Genomic DNA, 21,725 nt, shown 5'->3' with positions numbered 1-21,725 from the left:
ACCGTCCTTGAACCTAAGCAAGCCTAAAATCAACGCGCTTCTGGCACTCGCGCTTTTTACCTTCGCCTTTCTTTCCGTCGAGTTTCGCTTCGACATCAATGTCGGCCTGCTCGCGGGCGCCGAGCGCGTTGTGCTCGCACAGGGCTTTATCCTTGGTGCCAGCGTCATCGGCTTTATCGGATATGCACCACTGCTCGGTCTCGCCCAACGCAAAGGCCAGCCCCAGGCAGCCGTCAGCGCCGCCGTTCCCATCGCCATCCTGGGATTGACCCAAATCCAGTCCCCCACGGGTTCGCTTGTGCTCGAGATTCTGGGCTGCGTGGCATTCTTTGGGCTCGGTCTGCTGGGTGCCGCAGCGCACCACGCCTTTTCATTGGCATTCCAGGATGATCCCAAGCTCGCCACCGGTGCAGGAGCGGCCTATGCCGCGGGCATCCTGATGCAGTTCGCCATCAACCTGCTCAATTGCGGCGGCATCGCAGAGCTCATCGTCCTTGGCATAGCGACCATCGCCATCTCCGCACTCAGCGTCGTTCCCCAAAAGGCCGCCGAGAGCTCCAGCCGCGCCATCAATCCCTTTGTTGAGCCCTCGCACGCCCTCGCCAAGCAGGCATGCTGGAGCATCGCGCTCATCATGATTCTTGCCTGCTTGTTCTCGACCCTGGACAACGTGGTCACGCTCTCCAACGCCCACGGCACCATTGCCGTGCAAACATGGCCGCGCCTCTTTTTGGCGGCGAGCGGCCTTGCCGCCGGCATTATCTTTGATCTTGCCGAACGCCGATACATGGGACTCATCATGCTCGGCATCGCCGTACTCTCGACCATTTCCATCCTAGCCGTAGAGGCCGGGGCCGATCCCAACCTGGGCCTTATCGTCTTTTACCTGAGCTCGGGCTTTTTCGTCACGTTCTTCACCGCCACCTTTACACAGCTGGCACCGCGCATGCATGCGCCCGCCCTCTGGGCCGGCATGGGACGCGCCGCCAACAACATGTGCGCGTTCACTACATCGGGAATCTCGCTGACACTTGTGACCTCGGGCAATGTTGCTCTCATCATGATCGGTGCGCTCGTTTTGCTCGTCGCGGCTTGCGTGGCATTCGTTGCCGCCGGCCTGTTCCGTCTACCCCAGACCAAGCAGGAACGCGAACATCAACAGCTTGCCGAGGAAGCACTGGCAGCGCCGAGTATCGAAGAGCAACGCCAGGCCTTCATCGGCGACCACGGCCTCACCCCGCGCGAAGTGGACGTGCTGGTAGCCGTAACCCAGGATGAACGCCCACTCAAGCAGGTCGCCGAGGAACTCGGCATCTCGATGCGCATGGTGCAGCGCCACCTAAGCTCTATCTACCAAAAGACCGACACGCAGACGCGCGCCGGTCTCACCAAGGCCTTCCCCTCGGCCTAAAAACAAAAACCACCACAAAGGTGCCTGTGCCCCTTTGTGGTGGTTCTCGCTCGGCTGCGGTTAGCCCTCGAGCTGTGCCAGCTTGTAGCGGTAGGCCGCCGCGATGACGTCTTTGCAGCCTTCGCGGCCCAGCTTGGCGCGGTTGACGACGATATCCTTGCCGCTCGTCATCTTCCACTTTCCGGCACTGTAGCGCTTATAGAACGCCTCGCGCGCCTTCTGCTGCTGCTTGACCAGCTTGGCGCCCTTCTTTTTATTAAGGCCACGCTTCTTGCGCACAATCTCGACGCGGTCCTCAAAAGGAGCGGTCACCAACACGGCAATGTGGTTGGGGTTGTTACGCAGCAGGTAATCGGACAGGCGGCCTTCGATAATGCAGCTCTCGGTCTCGCCCAGGTCCAAAATCACCTGGCTCATCTTCTGGAACAACTTGTCCGAGTACGAACGCGCGTCGTAGCGGTCGGGCAGGAACGCCATGTTCTCCACGGCCAGACGCTCGTCGTAGGCGGCCATCTTGTCGAGCGACTCGCCCGCGCGCAGCGACGCACGTACCAGCAGCTCGTTATCGTACAGCGGAATCCCCAACTCGTCGGCAAGCATGCGGCCAATCTCGTGGCCCTCGGCGCCAAAGTCGCGCGCGATGGTAATGACCACAGGATTCTTCTTATTCTCCAGATCGCTCATCGCGATTCCTTTCTCTATGTGACAAAGGGGCTGTCCCTTTGCCACATTCTACGCTGCCACCATTCGCCTCTGATATGCGCGAACCAGCAGCGAGATACCAAAGTTGAGCACAAAGTACATCGCAAACACCAGGCCGTAGAGCATAAGAACCTGCGACAGGTCGATCGCGTGGGCCATCACGACGTTTGCCGTGTACATAAGCTCGGCCACGTTAATGCCCGAAAGATACGAGCTGTCCTTGATGACGGTCGTGCACTGGCTAAACAGCGCCGGGATGATCGTCTTAAACGTCTGCGGCAGAATGATGTAGCGCATGGTGGCAAAGAAGCCAAAACCCTGGCTCTGCGCTGCCTCAAACTGGCCGCGCGGAATCGAGTTGAGGCCGCCGCGCACGATCTCGGCCATAACGGCGCTGGTAAACAGCGTAAAGGCGATGGTCGAAATCACAATGTCCAAACCCTGCACCGTAAAGTAGATAAACAGAATCCACAGCAGGTTCGGCGTGCAACGGAACAGCTCGATATAGGCGCTCACCAAAATACGGAACGGGCGGGGCGCATAGCTCTTAACGAGCGCCAGCACCGTGCCAAAGATGAGCGAGAAAAAGATCGACAGCGCCGAGATCTCGATCGTCTTAACAAAGCCGCCCCAGATGTAGAGCAGGTTGGTCGCGTTGAAGATTTCCATGCGCTAGGCCTCCTCTACGTTGTCGAGTCCCAGCTCGGCCAGGCTCACGCCGCGCGGACGCTCCTTGGAGCGGCGCTCGAGCCACTGCACCAGCATGGCGAGCGGAAAGCAAATGATGAAGTACATAAGGCAGCAGACGATGTATCCCTGCAGGTAACCGTAGAGACTCACGAAGTTGTCGGAGCGATACATAAGGTCGCCGCCGGCCACGAGCGCCAGCACCGACGTGTTCTTGACCAGGTTGAGCGCCTGGTTGCACAGCGGCGGCAGGATGATCTTGAACGTCTGGGGCAGCACGATGTACCAGTAGGCCTGCGCGCGCGTGAAGCCCTGGCTCTGAGCCGCCTCCATCTGACCGCGCGGAACGGCCTCGATGCCGGTGCGGATGACCTCCGAGATGTAGGCCGCGTGATACAGGCCCACGCCCAGAAAGCCCAGCACGAACGGCGCGATACGCACCGGCTGGTCGGCACCGGTTATGGCCTGCAAAAACTGCGGGCCGGCCATGTACATAAAAAGCACCTGCACGGGCAGCGGGGTGTTCTGGTAAAACTCCACGTACACGCGACTGATAGCGCGCAGCACGCGCGAACGGGTGGTCGAGAACACGCCCAGCAGCGTGCCCAGCACCAGCGACAGCAGCAGACCGGCAACAACCACCTGCAACGTCACGCCAAAGCCCTCCCAGAAGGGCCCCATGTTTTGGAATGTCGTCGACCAGCGGTCGGCGTCAAACAATCCTTCGAGCATTTGATTCCTTCCTTGGACGAACGCTTACACAAGACCCCAGGTCTTGACCTCTTGATCGAGCCAGCCGTCGGCCAGGCGATCGCAAATCACCTGATCGACCACGGCCGAAAGGTCGCAACCCTTCTTGGTCGCCACGCCGTAGCCCTGCTCGCCAAACTTGACCTCGGGCTGCAGCAGCTCAACGGTCTCGTTCATGTAGCCGGCCAGCGTGGAGCGGTCCATGGCAAAGACGTCGATATTGCCGGCATCGAGCGAGCTCTTAATGATGGGATAGCCGCTAAAGGCCCTAAACTCAGGCTCGCAGTGAAAGCCGTTGTCCTTGATCATCTGCTCGATCAGGCCCTGCGTGGTGGCACCCTGGCTCACACCGATGACCTTGCCGTCCAGGTCCTCGATCGAGGTAAAGCCCGAGCGCTTCTTGACCATGAGTCCCACGTAGTCGGTGCGGTACGGCGTCGAGAAGTCCCAGCTCTTCTTGCGCTCGTCGGTGATGGTGTAGGTCGCCGCGACCACGTCGAGCTGACCGTTATCGATGAGCGGGCCACGCGTCTTGGGCGTTACGTCGGTAAACTCGACAAGCTCCTGGGCGCGGGCCTCCTTGTAGCTCACGCCAAAGACGGCAGCGGCAATCTGGTAGCACAGGTCGACCTCCATGCCCTCAAAGCGGCCCTTGGCGGTATCGTAATAGCCGTAGCCGGGAACGTCCTTCTTGACGCCGGCGTTCAGGTGTCCACGCGACTTGATGGCCGCGAGCTTGGAGCCCTTATCGGAGCCCTCGCCGCTGGTGGAGTTGCCGCAGCCGGTGAGCGCGGCGCCCGTCAATGCGAGCATGCCGGCCCCCGCCAGCTGCAAAAAGTGACGGCGCGATACGGCCGCCCTCGTCATATCCGTCATGTCCATCACCCGCGCCTAGTGCAAAATCTTGGACAGGAACTCGCGGCAGCGCGGGTTCTCGGGGTTATCGAAGAAGTGCTCGGGGGTGCCCTCCTCCAGGATGCGGCCGTCCTCCATAAAGATGACGCGGTCGGCCACCTGGCGCGCAAAGCCCATCTCGTGCGTCACGCAGATCATGGTGATGTCTTCCTGCGCGAGCTCGATCATAACGTCCAGGACCTCCTGGACCATCTCGGGGTCGAGCGCCGAGGTCGGCTCGTCAAACAGGATGATGGGCTGCTTGGTGCACAGGGCACGGGCGATGGCAATGCGCTGCTGCTGACCGCCCGAGAGGTTTTGCGGATACTCGCCGGCCTTATGCGCCATGCCGACGCGCTTGAGCGCGGCGATGGCGATCTGGGTCGCCTCTTCCTTACTCTTCTTTTGCAGCTTGATGGGTGCAAGCGTCAGGTTGCCGAGCACCGTCATATTGGGATACAGGTTGAACTGCTGAAACACCATGGAGCTGTACTTGCGAGCCATCTCCAGGTGATTCTTCTTGGTGAGCGGCGTACCGTCGATAATGACTTCGCCCGATGTGGGCTCCTCGAGATAATCGACACAACGGATGAGCGTCGACTTACCCGAACCGGACGGCCCGATCATTACGAGCTTCTCGCCGCGCTTGACGGTGAGGTTGATATCTTTAAGCACATGCAGGTCGCCAAAGTACTTGTTGAGATGCTTGATCTCGATCATGTCTGCCATGAATGTCCCTTCCCTGCGTTTATACGAATTGCACTATTGTACGGAAAGAACCACGTTTCCGCAGCCCACACTGCATCCCCGTAAAGAACCCGCAACCTTTCACCCACTCATTGGGGACAGACTTAAATGAGTGCCCCAATGAAGGTTACTCATTTAAGTCTGTCCCCAATGAGCGCTCAACCGCCCTTGTTGAGCATAAGTCAGCGAAAACCCGTACACGCGAGCAAGGTGACGTGAAATGAAAGGGCGCAGACCTTATGGTCGCGCCCTTGAAATTGAACGTCAGATTGCCGTGTGTACGGGTTTGCAGCGTCGAGCCGTTATGCGGTTTGGTAAAACCGCATAACAAATTACGCGAGTTTGGCTCCGACGATCTTTGCCGCGGCAGGCTTATCGAAGTTGCCGCCGGTGGCCTTGCCGAGCGCGCCCATGACCTGGCCCATCTGCTTCTTGGACGTGGCACCCAGCTCGGCGATGACCTGCTCGATCAGAGCCTCGAGCTCCTCGCCCGAAACCTGCGCGGGCAGCAGGCTCTCCAGAATCTTGACCTGCTCGGTCAGGTTGTCGGTACGCTCCTGGTCGGTACCGGCCTTAATAGACATCTCCAGCGTCTCGCTCGTCTGCTTAATCAGACGCTTGATCATGCTGTTGACGTCTTCCTCGGTCACATCGCGGCGCTCGTTGACCTCGATGTTCTTCACCTCGGCCTTGACCTGGCGAATGATGGACAGGCGAACCTTGTCCTTAGCCTTCATGGCCGCGATCATTTCCTTCTGCAGCTCTTCGTTGGTCATCTGCAAATCCTCCTCAATAGCGTGGGCGGTACTCGTGTGAGCACCGCCCCATGATTACTCAGTCGTCGACGAATCGTCGGTCGAACTCTTGGTGACGCCCTTCAGGCTGACGTTGTACGGCACGTCCTTGGGTATGGGGTTAACGGTAATGTCGGCGTCCTTCTTATACTGCTCCAGCCACTCGCTGTACGCGGTGCTGGCCGCCTGCGTCTTCACCACGTTGGAGACATACTTCTTAATGGCCTTGGGCACCTGCTTAATGTCATCGACCCGGTTATCAACGTGGAAGTAGTCGGTGCACTTGATGATGTGGTAACCGTACGTCGACTCGACCACATCGCTCACGTCGCCCTTGTTGAGGCCCTCGAGCGCCGTCTGGTAGCTGTCGACGAAGGTGGTGAGCTTGTCCCAGCCCACGTCGCCCTTCTTCTCCTTGGAACCGGTGTCGTCGGAGTACTGCTCCACGGCGTCCTCGAAGCTCAGCTCACCGGAGTTGATCTTGTCCAGGCACTCCTGCGCCTTGGCCTTGGCAGCGGCCTTGTCCTCGTCGGAGGCGTCGGAATCGACCTTGATCAGGATGTTCGACGAACGGCGGGCGTCGTTGTAGTTGGACAGGTTCTCGTTGATGTAATCGACGATCTCGCTGTCCTTGGGCTTGCTCGTGGGCGCCACGGCATCCTTGAGCTTCTGCTGCGCCAGACTCTCCTTGAGCGAATCCTTGTAGGTGTCCTCGGTGTAGCCGTAGGTTTTGAGGGTCTCCTTAAAGGTCTTGGCGCCGCCCGCGCTCTTGCACGCGTCCTTCCAAGCCTTCTCGACTTCCTCGTCCGAGACGGTCACGCCGTTCTCCTTCTGCGCCTGCTGAAGCAGAATCTGCTGCGTGTACGAGTCGATGAGCTGCTTGCGGTACTTCTTGGGCGTGAGGTCGTTGTCGACCAGGTACTGTGCCCAGTCTTCGTCCTTGGTGTAGCCGTAGGACGTGCGCATGCTCATGATCTGCTTGGTCACGGTGTCCTCGGTGAGGTTGGTGCCGTTGATGGTGGCAGCCACGCCGCCGGTCAGCTTGTAGCCCGTACCGGTGTCCTCGGTCTGCGACATTAGGCCGGAGCACGCCATGGCCGAGACGGAAAGCAGCATCGCCAGCACGCCGATGACCACCAAAACGATCTTGACGGTCTTGGACACATAGGTCTTGCGCTGCTTCTTACGAGAGCTGGAGGCGGCGCGATCCTGCTGCTCAGGCGTCGGCGCGGCCTCGGGGTTCTTTTTCTTATTTGCCATGTTTGGCCTTTCGCAAAACGAATCGAACAAACGCCATTGTGTCACAACGCAGCCCCCACGGCACACCTGGCGCAAAGGGGACAGGTTAATCTGCACCATTTTGGTGCAAAGGTGACAGATTTGGCAGTTGGCAGTTAGGGACGTTCCTTTTCTGCCGGCAGTTAGGGACAGTCCCCAAGTGCCGGCACATAAGGAACGTCCCTAAGTGCCGGCTTAGTCCGACCTTAGAAGTGGCGGCGGATGGCGTCGACCATGCCCTGGGGCGTGGTTTGGCCGAGCACATCGGCTGCGGCGTCGGCATCCATAAAGATATTCATGAGCGCCTGCAGCGCCTCGACCTGGCCGCCCGGCTCGGCTATCCCTAAGTTGATGATGATCTGCGCCGGCACGGGAGCACCCATACCCGCCATGGCGCTAAACGTCACGGGCGCGGCGGGCTTCGCTACCGCGATATAGGGCTTGGCCACAAATCCCGGGTCGGTATGCGGGATGGCAATGTTGGCAGCCGGCATGGCAAGCCCCGTGGGATAGGCATCCTCGCGCGTGCGGACGGCGTCAAGCCAGCCAGGCGCAATGTAGCCGCGCGGGGCAAGCTCGCCCTCAAGCTGCGCAAACACCTCATCCGGCGACACACACTCCCAATCAAAAAACACCAGCTCAGGCGTAAAAAGCGCTTCGTTATCCGCCATGCGCTCACCTCTCTCACCTAGTCACCTGCGACGTTCTTGAATGACTAGTCATTCAAGAACGTCGCAGGTGACTACCTAAAACAAAGGGCGGCCACTCGCGCCTTGGCGCCAATGACCACCCTGACTACTCGGCTAAATTGTACTGTGCGCCGCTAGCCGCGAGGCGCATCAATTGCGACCTTGCCGCTCTCCAGCACGTGAACGCGGCCGTCGGCGAGCATCTGCACGACCTCGGGATACAGCACGTGCTCGATCGCATGGATGTGCTCCTCGAGCGTGTCGACATCCCAACCCTCCTCAACAGCCAGCGCGCGCTGGGCGATGATGGGACCGTTGTCGTAGATCTCGTTGGCAAAGTGCACGGTCACGCCGGTCACCTTGACGCCGCGAGCAAACGCATCGTCAATCGCATGGGCGCCGGTAAAGCTCGGCAGCAGCGCCGGATGCAGATTGACCACGCGGTTGGGGAACGCTGCCAGCAGCGGCGTATGCACCATGCGCATGTAACCGGCCATGACCACGTACTCGCAGCCGCGCTCGAGCAGCTCGTGCGCGATGATCTCATCGGCAGCGATGGGGTCGGCGTACACATCCTTGGACAGCGTGAGCGTCTGGATGCCAGCACGCTCGGCACGCTGCAGTCCCTTGGCCGAAGGACGGCTCGACACCACAAGCTCAATCGATGCGTTGAGCTTGCCGGCGGCGATCAGGTCGATCAGCGCCTGCAGGTTGGTGCCCGAACCGCTGATGAGCACGCCGATCTTGAGCGGCGCGGCCGTATCGGTGCCGGTCGGACGGGTGTAGGGCACAAAGCCCAGGCCCTCGCCAGCAGCCATCTGCTCGTTAGCGCTCATCGGAGTACACGACCTTACCGGAACCCTCGACGCACTCGCCCACGCGGAACGGCTTCTCGCCGAGCGCAACCAGAGCCTCGGTCACAGCGGCCTCGTCCTCGGGGGCAACGATCAGGCACAGGCCAACGCCCATGTTGAAGGTCTTGCACGCCTCGTTGGGCGCGAGCTCGGCCTGGCGCGACACATAGGTGATAACGGGCGGAACGTCCCAGCCCATCTCGGCACCGTTGCGGGTGACCACGGCGTCGACGTCGTCGGCGAGCGCACGGTTGAGGTTCTCGGTAATGCCGCCGCCGGTGATGTGGGCGATGGCGTGAACGTTGGCGCCGCCACGCAGCAGCTCCAGAATCGGCTTGACGTAAATGCGCGTGGGAGCCAGCAGAGCGTCGGCAAGCGAAGCGCCACCGAGCTCCTCGAGCGGACGGCTCAGCTCCTCGGCCTTAGCGGCGGCCTCGGGCGTACCCGGCTTGATGCCGTCGACGCCGATGACCTTGCGCACGAGCGAGTAACCGTTGGAGTGCACGCCGGTAGAAGGCAGACCCAGGATCACGTCGCCGGGACGTACGTTCGCGGGATCGAGCATCTTGGGACGATCGACAACGCCCACGGTAAAGCCGGCGAGGTCGTAATCGGCAGGAGCCATGACGCCCGGGTGCTCGGCCATCTCGCCGCCCACGAGCGCGCAGCCCGCGAGCTTGCAGCCGTCGGCCACGCCCTTGATGATCTTTGCCATGTGCTCGGCCTCAATATGACCGATGGCAACATAGTCCAGGAAGAACAGCGGCTCGGCGCCCGAGGCCAGAATGTCGTTGACGCACATGGCGACCAGGTCCTGGCCCACCGTCTCGTGACGGTCCATGATCTGGGCGAGCACGAGCTTGGTGCCCACACCGTCGGTGCCGCTGATCAGGATCGGGTCTTCCATATCCTTGAGCGCGGCGGCCGAGAACAGGCCACCGAAGCCGCCAATGCCGCCGATAACCTCGGGGCGGTTGGTGTCCTTGACCATCTGCTTAATCGCGTCGACGGCGCGACCGCCCTCGGCGGTATCGACACCGGCGTCCTCGTACGTCACATGCTTGCTGTCGCTCATCTGAGCCTTCCTCTCCCACTACCGTGGCGCCGCCCGGGCGCCAAACGGTGCTCATAGTTGCGTTCATTTCGGCGCGCGCCATAACAACGCGCGCCGTCATATCAACAAAACAGCAGGTAAAACCTACCAAAATAAACCTGTCCCTTTTTGGCAGGTTTTAGGCCTCGCCGTGTTCCTCTTCCCAGCTGCGATCGTCGTATTTCTCGACCACGGCGTCGTCATCAAAGTGCAGCGGCTTGTCCAGGTTGCGGGGCTTAAAGCCCTCCATGAACTTGTCGCGGCCAAAGCTCTCGGGAATCGCCACGGGGTAGCGGCCGGTAAAGCACGCATCGCAGTAACCGCCCTTGGGCATGACCTTAAGCAGGCCCTCGACCGAAAGGAAGGCCAGCGAATCGGCGCCGATATACTCGCAAATCTCGTCGACCGTCTTGTTGGCGCTGATAAGCTGCGACTGCACGTCGGTATCGATACCGTAGAAGCACGGCCAGATGACCTCGGGCGAGTTGATGCGGATATGAATCTCCTTGGCGCCGGCGTTGCGCAGCATCTTGACGAGCTGCACCATGGTGGTGCCGCGCACGATGGAGTCGTCGATGACGACCAGGCGCTTGCCCTCGATGTTGTCACGCAGCGGGTTGAGCTTCATACGCACGCCCATGGCACGCAGCTCCTGCGTAGGCTCGATAAACGTACGGCCCACATAGCGGTTCTTGATGAGGCCCTCGCCAAAGGGAATGCCACTCTCGTGCGAATAGCCCTCCGCGGGCGGCAGGCCGGAGTCGGGCACGCCGATGACCAGGTCGGCCTCGACGGGCTCCTCATGTGCCAGCTGACGACCCATGTCGTAACGGCAGGCATAGACGCTCTTGCCGTTCATGATGGAGTCGGGGCGGGCAAAGTAGACCTGCTCAAAAATGCAGTTAGCAGGCTCTTCGGCGGCAGGCACGCCCTGCTCGGACACAAGGCCCTCGGCGCTGATGCGCAAAATCTCACCGGGACGGACGTCGCGGACGTACTCGGCGCCCACGATATCGAGCGCGCAGGTCTCGGAGGCAACGACCCAGCCGCCGGCGCGCGTGACATGGGTGGTGGCGTCGACCGTCGCGGCGCCGTCCTGCGACGGCAGCTGCGAAACGGATGCGGCATCGGCCTGGTCCAGGCCCTCATCCACCAGCTTGCCCAGCACGAGCGGGCGAATGCCGTGCGGATCGCGGAATGCGTAGAGCGCCTGCTCGTTGATGAGCGTCATGGCGTAGCCGCCGCGCACGAGCTCCATGGTCTTGCGAATGCCCTCGCGCAGATGGCCAGTACGCTGAGTAAAGTAGCCGATGAGTTTGGTCGCGACCTCGGAATCCGAGTTGGAGAGGAACGGTACGCCCAGCTCGATCAGCTGGCGACGCAGCTCGTCGGTGTTGACGAGGGTGCCGTTGTGCGCGAGCGCGATAATGACGCTATTGATGGTAGAGAGGTGCGGCTGAGAGGCTTCCCAGCTCTTGGCGCCGGCGGTGCCGTAGCGCACATGACCCACGGCCAGCTGACCGGAGAGCGTCGACAAGTCGGCATTGGAGAACACGCGGTCGAGCAGGCCCAGATCCTTGCGGACCATAACCGTACCGCCGTCACCAACGGCGATTCCCGCCGATTCTTGGCCGCGATGCTGCAGTGCACGCAGGCCAAAGTACGTCAGTCGAGCCACGTCGCGATCGGGCGCCCAGACACCAAAAACGCCGCATTCCTCATGCAGCTGGTCAGAGTCCGGATCATACGTCGACATGGCGTTCACCTGTCCCGCGGCACGCTCGGCCGCGCGGATGGTTTCTTGAGACATGGCATCCCCTCAGAGCCTCGTATTTTGGCGTTACCCGCCTTATTATACGCACGGCGCGACGCGCTCCCCCGCGCATGAGCAGCGCTTTTTAAAAGCCCACCGAGCTTATTATCCGTTTTGCGACCAAACATTTTATTGGGTAGTCCACTCTCAGGGGCAACGGCCTCGAAGACTTCCCGTGCGCCGTGTCTCGCCCGCGCTAGGGGCTACATTGTTGCAATTGGGACGTTCGTCCTGTCTTTTAGCTGGTCGTCGGCGTATCCTTGTAGGCTACTACAAGACGAGAAAGGTAGCGTATGGATCGAAATCAACTCGACCCCAGTGTCCCCAGCACCACGGAGGCCAAGAAGATCCCCCTTATCATCAAGGTCTACGCAGTCCTGTGCACCCTATCTGGCGTGGGCACGCTCCCGTCAGTCGCCGTCTTTATGTGGCAGGTCATCACCGCACTCATTAACGGCAACGTCGCCGCTAAGCTCGGTGATAACACCCTAGTCGCAGTCGGCCTTATCGTCGCCGGCATTATGCTCTCGGCGGCAAGCGCGATCATCTTGATCGTCTTTGGCCTGGACCTCATCAAGGACCAGCGGCGCAATGCCGCCCGCCTGTCTTACGTCCTCATCGCATTTACCGTCGTGGAGCTTTTAGTTGACGTGATGCTCCAGGGCATCGGACCCTTCCTGCTGCGCCCCGCCGTCCAGCTTGTCATCCTCATTGCGCTGTCGGCCACCGTCGACCCCACGCTACGCCAGGAGCGCGAACTGCAGCGCCGTCTGCAAGAGATGCTCGACCGCGATGCCGCCGCCGAGGGGATGCTCGGCCGCGACGAAACCGGCGAGGGCTACATCAAGCTCAACTACTTCAACCTGTTCTGGGTATTCTTCGTCTGCAGCGTGTTAGGTCTCATTCTCGAGGAAGTCTGGCATATGGTCGTCGTCGATCCCGGCGTCTATCAGGACCGTGCCGGTATGCTATTTGGCCCCTTTAGCCCCATCTACGGATTTGGCGCGGTGCTCATGACCATGGCGCTCAACCGCTTCTATAAAAAGAATCCTCTGATCATTTTCCTGGTAAGTGCCCTGATCGGCGGCGCTTTCGAGGTGTTTGTAGGCTGGTTTATGCAGACCTCATTTGGCGTGGTGTCGTGGAGCTATTCACACATTAGGCTATTCGGCATGCCCGATCCCATCGCGGTATTGACCGGGGGACGCACATGCACGCCGTTTGCCTGCATGTGGGGCCTGGGTGGCCTCATCTGGATCAAGGTCTTGCTGCCGCGCCTGCTTAAGCTCATCAATATGATTCCATGGAAACGCCGCTACTCTGCTACCGTCATCCTGACCGCCGTCATGTTGATCGACGGCGTCATGACGTTGCAATCGCTCGACTATTGGTATCAGCGCGTCAACGGAACCGTTCGAAATATTCCCGTCGCACAGTTCTATGACAAGCATTTCGATAACGAATATATGGAGAACCGTTTTCAGAGTATGACCATGAGCCCCAAGGATGCGACGCGCGTGTAGCGCTCACCGCGCCCAAAACGCAAAATGCCCGCCGGTATCACACGTACCGGTGGGCATTTTTATAAACGATACTTCTATCGACGCAAGCCTCTACGCCTCGCGCTCGACCTCACTCACGCATTCGTTCTTGATGGTGCCAACGAGCGCCTGCAGTGCATCGACCACGTGCGGGCGAATGTCCCCGCCGATAAGCACGAGCATGATGTCGTCACCTACGGCAAGCTCGCCGCTTGCCAGCCACACGCGCACATAGCCGATACCCGGCATCGCGCGCGTGGCCTCGATAGCAGACCGTACCTTTTCGGCGTCGTAGTCAAAGACCATGCCGCCCACCCTGTGGCCTGGCGCCACGCCATCGGTCTCGACTCCGCGCACCTCGGCCTTGGGCGTCGCGCGCACCACACCGTTATGCGTCAGATACATCCCACAGCCCGCCGCCGAAGCATCGGCCTTGGCCTCACGCAGCCAAGCATCAATCGAAGGCATCAATTTGCCACTCTCGAGCATCATTTCTCCCTTACCGTCGTCGAGTAGCCAATTTGGGACGGGGCCTTTTTAGCTACTCTCGAACAACTTATTCCTCGACCGGCGTGAGCACCATGACGGCGCGTGTGTTGCTCAGCGACAGCGAACGACAGGTCACAAGCGTTACAACCTTAGTTGCCGAAGCGGCACGATCGGTAGCATCACTCGCCACGGCGGAAGCGCCGTCGAGCATCTCGGACAGGTAGTTCTTGAGTCCGTCGTCGCCCTCAAAATTGGTCGTGCGCGCCTTGGCATACGTGTCCTCGACCACCTTGGTCGCCAGCGGACGCAGCTTATACGTCGCATCGCGCGTGATGTAGTACACAAACTCGATGCTATCGAACGTCGCCTGATCAGTGGTGTCCGAAATCACGTTGAACATCGATCCGTCGTTCATATGGTGGCCGTAGATCGTGGTCTGCTGGTCGACCATTCCCGGCGCGGTGTCATCGCTATCCAGGAAAATGGCACCGGACGCGTTAGCCGTTCCGTCGAACAGCGTGTTGAGGTATTTGGAGTTGTTGTTGGTCTGCACCACGGGATAGTTGATATTGGTTCCCGGCACGTAAATCCAACCCACAATCTCGGGGTTCGTCTGAGCAAGCGCATCAAAGTCGATAATCGGCACGCCGCTGGCGTCCTTATCGCTTACATATTGCTTCTCGATTTTCTGATACGAATCGCTCGCCTGCTTATAGCCAATCTGGGCATTAATAAAGATAGCGGCGGCGGCGACAATCAGGCCGATACCGATGATGATGAGCAGAATGGGAATAATGGAGCGGCGCTTTTTGCGCGGCGGCTCGGTGTAATCCGACGGCGCGGCATGCGATGAAGACCGGGGCGGCTTCTTAGCGGAGCTATAAGACGAAGGACGATATGCGGCCGGCGCGTCCTGTCGACGATACGTCGCCGGTGTCACGGGGCGCGGCGCGCGCGGCTGCTGAGGAGAGGATGTCCGACCCTGCTGCGCCGCATGGGCGGCACCCGGCTTCGACGGATCGGGAATCTGAGAAGCCTTGAATCGTTTTCCCTGATAATCGGACATGGCTCTCCTTATACTGCGGCGAAACGGCGGAACGCTTAGGCGTCAGCCATCTCCTGCTTCATCTTCTCGATAACCTTGCGGTACTCGGGGTCGCATGCGCCCAGAATCTGCGTGGCGTAAATGGCAGCGTTCTTGGCGCCGTTGATGGCAACGCAGGCCACGGGCACGCCGGAGGGCATCTGCACCATCGACAGCAAAGAGTCCATACCGCCCAGGTCACTCGTCTTCATAGGCACGCCGATAACCGGCAGCGGCGTAAAGGCAGCCACGACACCACCCAGGTGAGCGGCCTTGCCGGCGGCGGCGATAATCACCTTGATGCCGCGATCGGCGGCAGTCGAAGCCCACTCGTGGACCTTCGCCGGCGTGCGGTGTGCGCTCGCGATCACGAGCTCATAGGGCACACCCAGTGCCTCGAGCTCGGCGGTGCAGCCTTCCATAACGCCCAGATCGGACTTGGAACCCATGATGATCCCGACAACCGGCTTTTGATCTGCCATAAACATAGACCTCCTGTTGAGAGCGGTGACGCAGCGAATCCGCGACCCTTAACTACTGAGAGTAGTATAGCTGCTCCCGTCCCTGCGGTCTGTGGGTGCTCCGCGGCGGCCCGGTGTTTTCATCTTCACTCCGGTTGCTACGCAAAGTCGTTCAGATGAAAACACCGGGCCGCCGCAGAGCACCTTCGACCTACCGGGGATTGCCATGACGTACGTTGGCTGATTTGGTTTGGAATGGGAGGTTGACGAGGCTGAAAGGCCCCATACAAAACGTGGGATCCGCCGTTCGAACGAACGGTGGATCCCACGCTCACTTTTTATTCAGCCCTAGTCATCGCGCAAAGCCCCTTCTGCAGCACACGGTGCAACCAAGTCACCGCAGGCCGGGGCGGGGGAGCCGAGTTTCCCACTGAGCGACTCTGCTTGCAGCCGGAGCGAAGTGGGAAACTCGGCTCCCCCGCCCCGGCCGGACAGGTCAGTCTACACCGTGTACTGCGGCAGGTCCTGCAGGGCGATGACGTCCATGCCCATGTCGTTGGCGCTGCCGTGACCCTGCTGGTCCTCGCGCACCGCCTCGATGGCGCTCACGTACGTGTTGGCCGCGGACATCGCAGTCACGCAGGTCACGCCGCGGCGCACGGCCTCGGTGCGCAGCAGGTAGCCGTCGCCGCGCGAACCTGGGCCGTACGGCGTGTTGACGATCACCGCGATCTTGCCATCGGCGATCAGGTCGCCAATGTTGGGACGCTCGCCATCGTGCGGGCCGCTGATCTTCTCCACGACCTCGCAGGTCACGTTGCCGCCGCGCAGCACGCGCGCCGTGCCCTCGGTGGAGCAGATGTCAAAGCCCAGGTAGCGCAGGATGCGCGCGACCGAAAGGATGTGACGCTTGTCGCGGTCGCACACACTGATGAACACCTTGCCGCTGCTGGGATCGGGCAGCTTGTAGTCGATTGCCAGCTGCGTCTTGGCGTACGCCTCGGGATAGCTCTTGGCGATACCCATGACCTCTCCTGTCGACTTCATCTCGGGCCCCAGGATAACGTCGGCACCCGGGAAACGGCCCCAGGGCATAACGGCTTCCTTCATGCAGAACCAATCGAGCTGGCGCTCGTCACTCGGCAGGCCCAGGCTCGCGATAGAATCGCCCGCCATGATGCGCGCCGCGCACTTGGCCAGCGGCACGCCGGTGGCCTTGGAGATAAACGGCACGGTGCGGCTGGCACGCGGGTTAGCCTCGATCACGTAGACGGTCTCGCCCTTGATGGCGTACTGCACGTTGACGAGACCGCGCACGCCCAGCGCCATCGCGATACGGCGCGTGGTCTCGCGAAGCTTTGCCTGCAGGCTCTCGCTAAAGCTGAACGGCGGGATGCAGGTCGCAGAGTCACCGGAATGGATGCCGGCCTCCTCGATATGCTCCAGGATACCGCCGATATACACCTCTTCGCCGTCGCACAGGGCGTCAACATCGGACTCGATTGCACCCTCCAGGAAGCGGTCCAGATACACCGGGTAGTCGGGGCTAATGCGCGCAGCCTCGGCCATGTAATCGCGCAGATGCTCGGCATCGTAGGCGATCATCATGCCGCGGCCGCCCAGCACGTAGCTCGGACGCACCAGCAGCGGATAGCCGATGTGCGCGGCCACGGCCTCGGCCTCCTCAAACGAGGTCGCCTGGCCCGCCGGCGGGTACATGATGCCCAGCTTGTCGAGCAGGGCGGCGAAGCGCTCGCGGTCCTCGGCAAAGTCGATGGCATCGGGCTTGGTGCCCATAATGTTTACGCCGCTCTCCTCGAGCATGCGTGCCAGCTTAAGCGGGGTCTGGCCGCCGAGCGTCACCACGACGCCGTCAGGGCGCTCAACATCGATGACATCCATGACGTCCTCGTAGGTGAGCGGCTCAAAGTACAGGCGGTCGGAGGTGTCGTAGTCGGTCGAGACGGTCTCGGGGTTGCAGTTGACCATGATGGTCTCAAAGCCGCGGGCGGCCAGCGCGTAGCTCGCATGCACGCAGCAGTAATCGAACTCGATACCCTGGCCAATGCGGTTGGGACCGGCGCCCAGGATCATGGCCTTGGGCTTGTCCGCCGGCGTGGTCTCGTCGGGGGCAACGCACTTCTTGGCGTCCGGGCTCGTGCGGTAGATGTTCTCGTAGGTCTTGTAGTGGTACTCCGTGGCGCTCGAGAACTCGGCCGCGCAGGTGTCGACCGTCTTCATGCTGGGAACCACGCCCAGGCCCTTGCGGTAAGCGCGCACAAAGCGCTCGTCCGAGCCGGTCAGCGCGGCAATCTCAGCGTCGCTCGTGCCGTACTGCTTGAGCAGGCGCATCGCGTCGGCGTCGATATCCTCCACCCGCAGGCCGCGGATGCTCTCCTGAACCTGAACCATGTCGTTAATACGGTTGAGATACCACGGATCGATACCGCAGATGGAGTGGATACGCGCGACGTCCCAGCCGCGGCGCAGAGCCTCGACCACAAAGAAGATGCGGTGCTCGGTCGGGGTGGCCACGGCCTGAGCGAGCTCGTCGTCGCTCAGCTTGTCGGCACCCTCCTTGCCACCGGCGCAAATACCCTGGTGACCGTCCTCCAGCGAGCGCATGGCCTTGCCGAAGGCCTCCTCAAAGGTACGGCCGATCGCCATGATCTCGCCCACGGCCTTCATGCGCGTGGTGAGCGTGGGGTCGGTGCCCTTGAACTTCTCGAAGGCAAAGCGCGGCACCTTGACGACGCAGTAGTCGATCGTGGGCTCAAAGCAGGCGGGCGTGGCCTTGGTGATGTCGTTGACGATCTCGTCGAGCGTGTAGCCCACGGCCAGGCGTGCGGCGGCCTTGGCGATGGGGAAACCCGTGGCCTTGGAGGCCAGCGCGGACGAACGGCTCACGCGCGGGTTCATCTCGATGACGATGAGGCGGCCGGTCTGCGGATTCACGGCAAACTGCACGTTGGATCCGCCGGTCTCGACGCCGATCTTCTCAAGAATGGCGAGCGAGGCCACGCGCATGCGCTGGTACTCAAGATCGGAGAGGGTCTGCGCCGGCGCCACGGTAATGGAGTCGCCGGTGTGGACGCCCATGGGGTCGAGGTTCTCGATGGAGCACACGATGATGCCGTTGCCGGCGTGGTCGCGCATGACCTCCATCTCGTACTCTTTCCAGCCCTCGATGGACTCCTCGACCAGCACCTCGTGTGCGGGCGAAAGCTCAAGGCCCTGGCTTACGATGGAGACGAGCTCCTCGTGGGTGTGTGCGATGCCGCCGCCGGCGCCGCCGAGGGTAAAGCTCGGACGCAGCACGCAGGGATAGCCCACGCGCTCGGCGATAGCCTCGGCATCTGCCACGCTGTAGGCATAGCCCGAGCGCGCAACTTCCAGGCCAATCTCGGCCATGGCCTCATTAAAGAGTTTACGGTCCTCGCCGCGCTCGATAGCGGCCAGGTCGCAACCGATCATCTCGACGCCATACTTGTCGAGCGTGCCGTCTTTTGCCAGCTCGACGGCGGCGTTGAGGCCGGTCTGACCGCCCAGCGTGGGCAGCAGCGCGTCCGGGTGCTCCTTTTTAATCACGCGCTCGATAAACTCAGCGGTGATGGGCTCAACATAGGTGCGGTCGGCAAGACCCGGATCGGTCATGATGGTCGCCGGGTTGGAGTTGACGAGGATGACCTCAAAGCCGTCCTCTTTGAGCACCTTGCAGGCCTGGGCGCCGGAGTAGTCGAACTCGCACGCCTGACCAATGACGATGGGGCCCGAACCAATGACGAGGATGCGCTTGATGTCAGTACGTTTCGGCATGTTAGTTCTCCTCGGTCTCAGCGGTCTCGGACTCAGCGAAATTCCAGCCGGCAAGGCGGTCCTTCGCGGTGTCGATGTCCAGGTAGTTCTCCTCGCCGTCCATGAGTCGCGTAAAGGCGGTAAAGAGGTAGTGGGCATCGGTGGGGCCGGGCGAGGCCTCGGGGTGGTACTGGACCGAGAAGCACGGGGCGTCGAGCAGCTGGATGCCCTCGGCGGTGCCGTCATTGAGGTTCACGTGCGTCAGGCGAATGCGGCCGAAGCGCTCATTCATCACGACCGGCGCGATGCCGCGGCGCACCCAGGCGCGCAGATCGCCATCGGCCGCATGCTCGGTCTCGCCGCCAGAGAGCTCGGGAATCAGCTTGCCCAGGCTGGGGAACAGCAGGCCAAAGCCGTGGTTTTGCGCGGTAATCTCCACGCGACGGCTCACCAGGTTCATAACCGGCTGGTTGCCACCGCGGTGGCCGAACTTAAGCTTTTCCATCTGAGCGCCGCAGGCCAGGCTAATCATCTGGTGACCCAGGCAAATGCCAAAGACCGGCACCTTGCCGATCAGCTGCTGCACCTGCTCGTAGGTCTCCACCACGGCATCCGGGTCGCCAGGGCCGTTGGACAAAAAGACGCCGTCGGGGTTCATGTCGAGTACCTCACTCGCGGGCGTGTCCCACGGCACGACGGTAAGGTCGCAACCGGCGCGGACGAGGCCCTCCAGAATGCCGCGCTTCACGCCGCAGTCATAGGCGACCACTTTGTGGCGGGCAGGAGCGGCGGATGCGAGCGCAAAGTCATGCGTGGCGGGCAGGTCGGCGGCTGCAAACTCGTGAGGCTCGGGGCAGCTCACGGTCTTGACCAGGTTCTCGCCCACCAGCGTGGGTGCTGCGGCCAGACGCTCGGCAAGCTCGTCGACGTCAAAGATCTCGGTCGAGATGATGCCCATCTTGGAGCCGTTGTCGCGCAGGTGGCGCACCAAGGCACGGGTATCGACACCCTCGATGGCGACGATGCCGTGGGCGCGCAGATACTCCGGCACGCTGACGGCCGAGCGCCAGTTAGAAGGCGTGGCGCACATGTCGCGAACGATCACGCCGCGCATGGCCGGAGCGCTCGCGGGGCGAGTGGTATCGCCGGGGAAGGCCGACTGGACGTCGGTCTCGTCGATGCCGTAGTTGCCGATCTGCGGATAGGTCATGGTTACGATTTGGCCGGCATAGCTCGGGTCGGTCATGACCTCAAAATAGCCCTCGAGCGAGGTGTTGAAGCAGACTTCGCCGGTCGCGGTGCCCTCGGCGCCGCATGCACGTCCATAAAAAATGGTCCCATCCTCAAGATACAGGATGCAGGGACCGCAGGTGCCCTTGCTGGTTTTGGCCAGCATACGCTGGCAAAGCTCGCTGGGCGCGAAGGTGCGGGCAGCAATGCCCGCGGTATGGTTGTTCGCCATAATGCTCCTTCCCGGTCTCACAGGACCGGCTTAAAGGTGTGTAGTTAGGCCTCGCGGTATTGTAACCGCAAGCATGCGCTATGGCGTTAATTTCATCGAAATGTTTACGAAATGATAATTATGACTTTCTATGCATAATGATTTTTCTGGGACGGGGATGAAAAAATCATCCCGCGGGGCGCTTGGCTCACGCGGGATGATGGCGTCTTATTTGTCCTGCTCCAGCAGATCGGACGGTGTGCGGTCGGGTTTGCCGCCGCGGAAGATCTCGCGACCGTGCAGGCGGTGCTCCAGATTGCGCTCGGCATTCTCCTCGTCGATCTTGGTCTGGCTCACCACCGGATCCTCAATCAACGACGACACCGAGTTCACCTGCTTCTGAATGCGCTCGGCAATGGTGTCGTCCATGCTCACGATACGCATCTTCCAGTCGATATTCGTAGCGTTCGACGAGCTCTTGGTCCACACAAACGTCAGGATGGCGCTCTGGTGACCCTGCGCGGGAAACATGCCAAAGAAAGAATCGTGCTGAATCTTGCTGTCCTCATCAATGTAGGCGTGCACGTTATACACCACACGGTCAATCTTATCGTTGAGCAGGGCATTGGTCGCAAGCGCCGCCGCCTGAATCTGCCCGTTGGACAACAGCTCAAGCTCATTGGCAGACGACGTGTCCAGCACCGTTACCTCAACCGTACCCGTGCGCTCGTCCGCCTCGTCAACGGTAAACTCGAGCGGGAACTGCGTAAAGCCATTGCCCCACTCAAGGCCACCCTTCAGCGCCGTGGAAACGGTATCCACCGAAACGCTCTCGGACAGGTTGGCGGTATTCAGGCGGCGCATCACACCGTAGCCGATCTGCATGCCAACGATCAGCACCAGAATGCCGATGACCACCGCCATGGCGGTCTTCGTGATGGTATGGCTCACCTGCGAGCCCGAAGGGTCGTCCTCGGACAACGGGTCGATATGTTTCGCCTGACTCGCGCGATCCTCACTGCGCAGCTGAGCCAGCGCCGCCTTGTCACCGCGTTTGGACGCGGCCTCCTTCTCGCGCATGCGCTCGGTGCGCTTTTTGGCGAGCGTAGGATCCAAGACGCCGGATGCGTCGATTTCGGAGAATAACTCCGTCACTTCTTCCGGAGTCAAAGGGTTCTTATCAGCCATAAACTTCCTGTCAT

Annotated in this window: 19 protein-coding genes; 2 read left to right on the top strand and 17 right to left on the bottom strand. The window is 61.0% G+C overall.

The features are described 5' to 3' along the window. The first annotated feature begins 7 nt into the window (after nucleotides 1-7). Nucleotides 8-1,411 carry a helix-turn-helix transcriptional regulator gene (locus AB5Z14_RS07135; RefSeq protein ID WP_368130886.1) on the top strand — a complete coding sequence of 468 codons (1,404 nt, stop codon included), beginning with the start codon at nucleotides 8-10 and terminating at the stop codon, nucleotides 1,409-1,411. Nucleotides 1,412-1,471: 60 nt separating this feature from the next. Here the strand turns inward: AB5Z14_RS07135 and AB5Z14_RS07130 are convergent, their stop codons facing one another. From AB5Z14_RS07130 to AB5Z14_RS07080, 11 genes are all read right to left on the bottom strand, one after another. Continuing rightward, complete coding sequence (locus AB5Z14_RS07130) at nucleotides 1,472-2,095, bottom strand: cytidylate kinase-like family protein (RefSeq protein ID WP_118335718.1); 624 nt, start codon at nucleotides 2,093-2,095, stop codon at nucleotides 1,472-1,474. A gap of 48 nt (nucleotides 2,096-2,143) precedes the next feature. After that, complete coding sequence (locus AB5Z14_RS07125; RefSeq protein WP_006235796.1) at nucleotides 2,144-2,782, bottom strand: amino acid ABC transporter permease; 639 nt, start codon at nucleotides 2,780-2,782, stop codon at nucleotides 2,144-2,146. A 3-nt stretch (nucleotides 2,783-2,785) separates the two neighbouring features. After that, nucleotides 2,786-3,532 carry an amino acid ABC transporter permease gene (locus tag AB5Z14_RS07120; protein ID WP_035136546.1) on the bottom strand — a complete coding sequence of 249 codons (747 nt, stop codon included), beginning with the start codon at nucleotides 3,530-3,532 and terminating at the stop codon, nucleotides 2,786-2,788. 24 nt (nucleotides 3,533-3,556) lie between these two features. Next, entirely contained in the window at nucleotides 3,557-4,432 is an 876-nt protein-coding gene (locus tag AB5Z14_RS07115) for a transporter substrate-binding domain-containing protein (protein ID WP_368130885.1), read from the bottom strand. Nucleotides 4,433-4,441: 9 nt separating this feature from the next. Next, nucleotides 4,442-5,173: an amino acid ABC transporter ATP-binding protein gene (locus AB5Z14_RS07110; RefSeq protein ID WP_271741618.1), complete on the bottom strand. Its 732-nt coding sequence runs from the start codon at nucleotides 5,171-5,173 to the stop codon at nucleotides 4,442-4,444. A gap of 350 nt (nucleotides 5,174-5,523) precedes the next feature. Then, nucleotides 5,524-5,967, bottom strand: a complete 444-nt coding sequence (locus tag AB5Z14_RS07105) for a GatB/YqeY domain-containing protein (protein ID WP_006235801.1) — start codon at nucleotides 5,965-5,967, stop codon at nucleotides 5,524-5,526. 54 nt (nucleotides 5,968-6,021) lie between these two features. Further along, the gene (locus tag AB5Z14_RS07100; RefSeq protein WP_368130884.1) at nucleotides 6,022-7,245 is read right to left on the bottom strand and encodes a peptidylprolyl isomerase; all 1,224 of its coding nucleotides are present in this window, start codon (nucleotides 7,243-7,245) and stop codon (nucleotides 6,022-6,024) included. A 224-nt stretch (nucleotides 7,246-7,469) separates the two neighbouring features. Continuing rightward, nucleotides 7,470-7,934, bottom strand: a complete 465-nt coding sequence (locus AB5Z14_RS07095; RefSeq protein ID WP_368130883.1) for a PTS sugar transporter subunit IIA — start codon at nucleotides 7,932-7,934, stop codon at nucleotides 7,470-7,472. Between the two features lie 152 nt (nucleotides 7,935-8,086). Continuing rightward, a complete protein-coding gene (gene purN / locus AB5Z14_RS07090) occupies nucleotides 8,087-8,788 on the bottom strand; it encodes a phosphoribosylglycinamide formyltransferase (RefSeq protein WP_368130882.1) in 702 nt (233 codons plus the stop codon). After that, nucleotides 8,778-9,881, bottom strand: a complete 1,104-nt coding sequence (gene purM, locus AB5Z14_RS07085; RefSeq protein ID WP_055251557.1) for a phosphoribosylformylglycinamidine cyclo-ligase — start codon at nucleotides 9,879-9,881, stop codon at nucleotides 8,778-8,780. Before purM ends, purN begins: the two co-directional genes overlap by 11 nt. Nucleotides 9,882-10,038: 157 nt before the next feature. Further along, nucleotides 10,039-11,709, bottom strand: coding sequence for an amidophosphoribosyltransferase (locus tag AB5Z14_RS07080; protein ID WP_148331751.1), 1,671 nt, complete (start codon nucleotides 11,707-11,709; stop codon nucleotides 10,039-10,041). A 296-nt stretch (nucleotides 11,710-12,005) separates the two neighbouring features. On the opposite strand from AB5Z14_RS07080, the gene AB5Z14_RS07075 reads away from it, so the two are divergent. After that, nucleotides 12,006-13,235: a putative ABC transporter permease gene (locus tag AB5Z14_RS07075; protein WP_148331752.1), complete on the top strand. Its 1,230-nt coding sequence runs from the start codon at nucleotides 12,006-12,008 to the stop codon at nucleotides 13,233-13,235. A 90-nt stretch (nucleotides 13,236-13,325) separates the two neighbouring features. On the opposite strand, the gene AB5Z14_RS07070 is transcribed toward AB5Z14_RS07075, so the two are convergent. The 6 genes from AB5Z14_RS07070 to AB5Z14_RS07045 all read right to left on the bottom strand — a co-directional run bounded on the left by AB5Z14_RS07070 (nucleotide 13,326) and on the right by AB5Z14_RS07045 (nucleotide 21,711). After that, complete coding sequence (locus tag AB5Z14_RS07070) at nucleotides 13,326-13,745, bottom strand: molybdenum cofactor biosynthesis protein MoaE (protein ID WP_233542722.1); 420 nt, start codon at nucleotides 13,743-13,745, stop codon at nucleotides 13,326-13,328. 64 nt (nucleotides 13,746-13,809) lie between these two features. After that, nucleotides 13,810-14,808, bottom strand: a complete 999-nt coding sequence (locus AB5Z14_RS07065) for a class B sortase (RefSeq protein ID WP_368130881.1) — start codon at nucleotides 14,806-14,808, stop codon at nucleotides 13,810-13,812. Between the two features lie 35 nt (nucleotides 14,809-14,843). After that, entirely contained in the window at nucleotides 14,844-15,308 is a 465-nt protein-coding gene (gene purE, locus AB5Z14_RS07060; protein WP_006235810.1) for a 5-(carboxyamino)imidazole ribonucleotide mutase, read from the bottom strand. A 480-nt stretch (nucleotides 15,309-15,788) separates the two neighbouring features. Then, complete coding sequence (gene carB, locus AB5Z14_RS07055; RefSeq protein WP_368130880.1) at nucleotides 15,789-19,103, bottom strand: carbamoyl-phosphate synthase large subunit; 3,315 nt, start codon at nucleotides 19,101-19,103, stop codon at nucleotides 15,789-15,791. 1 nt (nucleotide 19,104) lies between these two features. Continuing rightward, nucleotides 19,105-20,544, bottom strand: a complete 1,440-nt coding sequence (gene carA / locus AB5Z14_RS07050) for a glutamine-hydrolyzing carbamoyl-phosphate synthase small subunit (RefSeq protein WP_368130879.1) — start codon at nucleotides 20,542-20,544, stop codon at nucleotides 19,105-19,107. Nucleotides 20,545-20,751: 207 nt separating this feature from the next. Beyond that, nucleotides 20,752-21,711 carry a hypothetical protein gene (locus AB5Z14_RS07045; protein ID WP_368130878.1) on the bottom strand — a complete coding sequence of 320 codons (960 nt, stop codon included), beginning with the start codon at nucleotides 21,709-21,711 and terminating at the stop codon, nucleotides 20,752-20,754. Nucleotides 21,712-21,725 lie beyond the last annotated feature (14 nt).

This window comes from Collinsella aerofaciens, assembly GCF_040910265.1.
Taxonomy (GTDB): Bacteria; Actinomycetota; Coriobacteriia; order Coriobacteriales; family Coriobacteriaceae; genus Collinsella; species Collinsella aerofaciens_BK.
This window is presented reverse-complemented; position numbering and strand designations above follow the sequence as displayed.

Excerpts from the sequence above, each read along its gene's own strand:
- AB5Z14_RS07070 (WP_233542722.1), bottom strand. The coding sequence starts at position 13,745 with ATGATGCTCGAGAGTGGCAAATTGATGCCTTCGATTGATGCTTGGCTG.
- AB5Z14_RS07130 (WP_118335718.1), bottom strand. The coding sequence starts at position 2,095 with ATGAGCGATCTGGAGAATAAGAAGAATCCTGTGGTCATTACCATCGCG.
- purN (WP_368130882.1), bottom strand. The coding sequence starts at position 8,788 with ATGAGCGCTAACGAGCAGATGGCTGCTGGCGAGGGCCTGGGCTTTGTG.
- carB (WP_368130880.1), bottom strand. The coding sequence starts at position 19,103 with ATGCCGAAACGTACTGACATCAAGCGCATCCTCGTCATTGGTTCGGGC.
- AB5Z14_RS07075 (WP_148331752.1), top strand. The coding sequence starts at position 12,006 with ATGGATCGAAATCAACTCGACCCCAGTGTCCCCAGCACCACGGAGGCC.
- AB5Z14_RS07105 (WP_006235801.1), bottom strand. The coding sequence starts at position 5,967 with ATGACCAACGAAGAGCTGCAGAAGGAAATGATCGCGGCCATGAAGGCT.
- AB5Z14_RS07065 (WP_368130881.1), bottom strand. The coding sequence starts at position 14,808 with ATGTCCGATTATCAGGGAAAACGATTCAAGGCTTCTCAGATTCCCGAT.
- AB5Z14_RS07045 (WP_368130878.1), bottom strand. The coding sequence starts at position 21,711 with ATGGCTGATAAGAACCCTTTGACTCCGGAAGAAGTGACGGAGTTATTC.
- purE (WP_006235810.1), bottom strand. The coding sequence starts at position 15,308 with ATGGCAGATCAAAAGCCGGTTGTCGGGATCATCATGGGTTCCAAGTCC.
- AB5Z14_RS07110 (WP_271741618.1), bottom strand. The coding sequence starts at position 5,173 with ATGGCAGACATGATCGAGATCAAGCATCTCAACAAGTACTTTGGCGAC.
- AB5Z14_RS07115 (WP_368130885.1), bottom strand. The coding sequence starts at position 4,432 with ATGGACATGACGGATATGACGAGGGCGGCCGTATCGCGCCGTCACTTT.
- AB5Z14_RS07095 (WP_368130883.1), bottom strand. The coding sequence starts at position 7,934 with ATGGCGGATAACGAAGCGCTTTTTACGCCTGAGCTGGTGTTTTTTGAT.
- AB5Z14_RS07080 (WP_148331751.1), bottom strand. The coding sequence starts at position 11,709 with ATGTCTCAAGAAACCATCCGCGCGGCCGAGCGTGCCGCGGGACAGGTG.
- AB5Z14_RS07120 (WP_035136546.1), bottom strand. The coding sequence starts at position 3,532 with ATGCTCGAAGGATTGTTTGACGCCGACCGCTGGTCGACGACATTCCAA.
- AB5Z14_RS07100 (WP_368130884.1), bottom strand. The coding sequence starts at position 7,245 with ATGGCAAATAAGAAAAAGAACCCCGAGGCCGCGCCGACGCCTGAGCAG.
- purM (WP_055251557.1), bottom strand. The coding sequence starts at position 9,881 with ATGAGCGACAGCAAGCATGTGACGTACGAGGACGCCGGTGTCGATACC.
- AB5Z14_RS07125 (WP_006235796.1), bottom strand. The coding sequence starts at position 2,782 with ATGGAAATCTTCAACGCGACCAACCTGCTCTACATCTGGGGCGGCTTT.
- carA (WP_368130879.1), bottom strand. The coding sequence starts at position 20,544 with ATGGCGAACAACCATACCGCGGGCATTGCTGCCCGCACCTTCGCGCCC.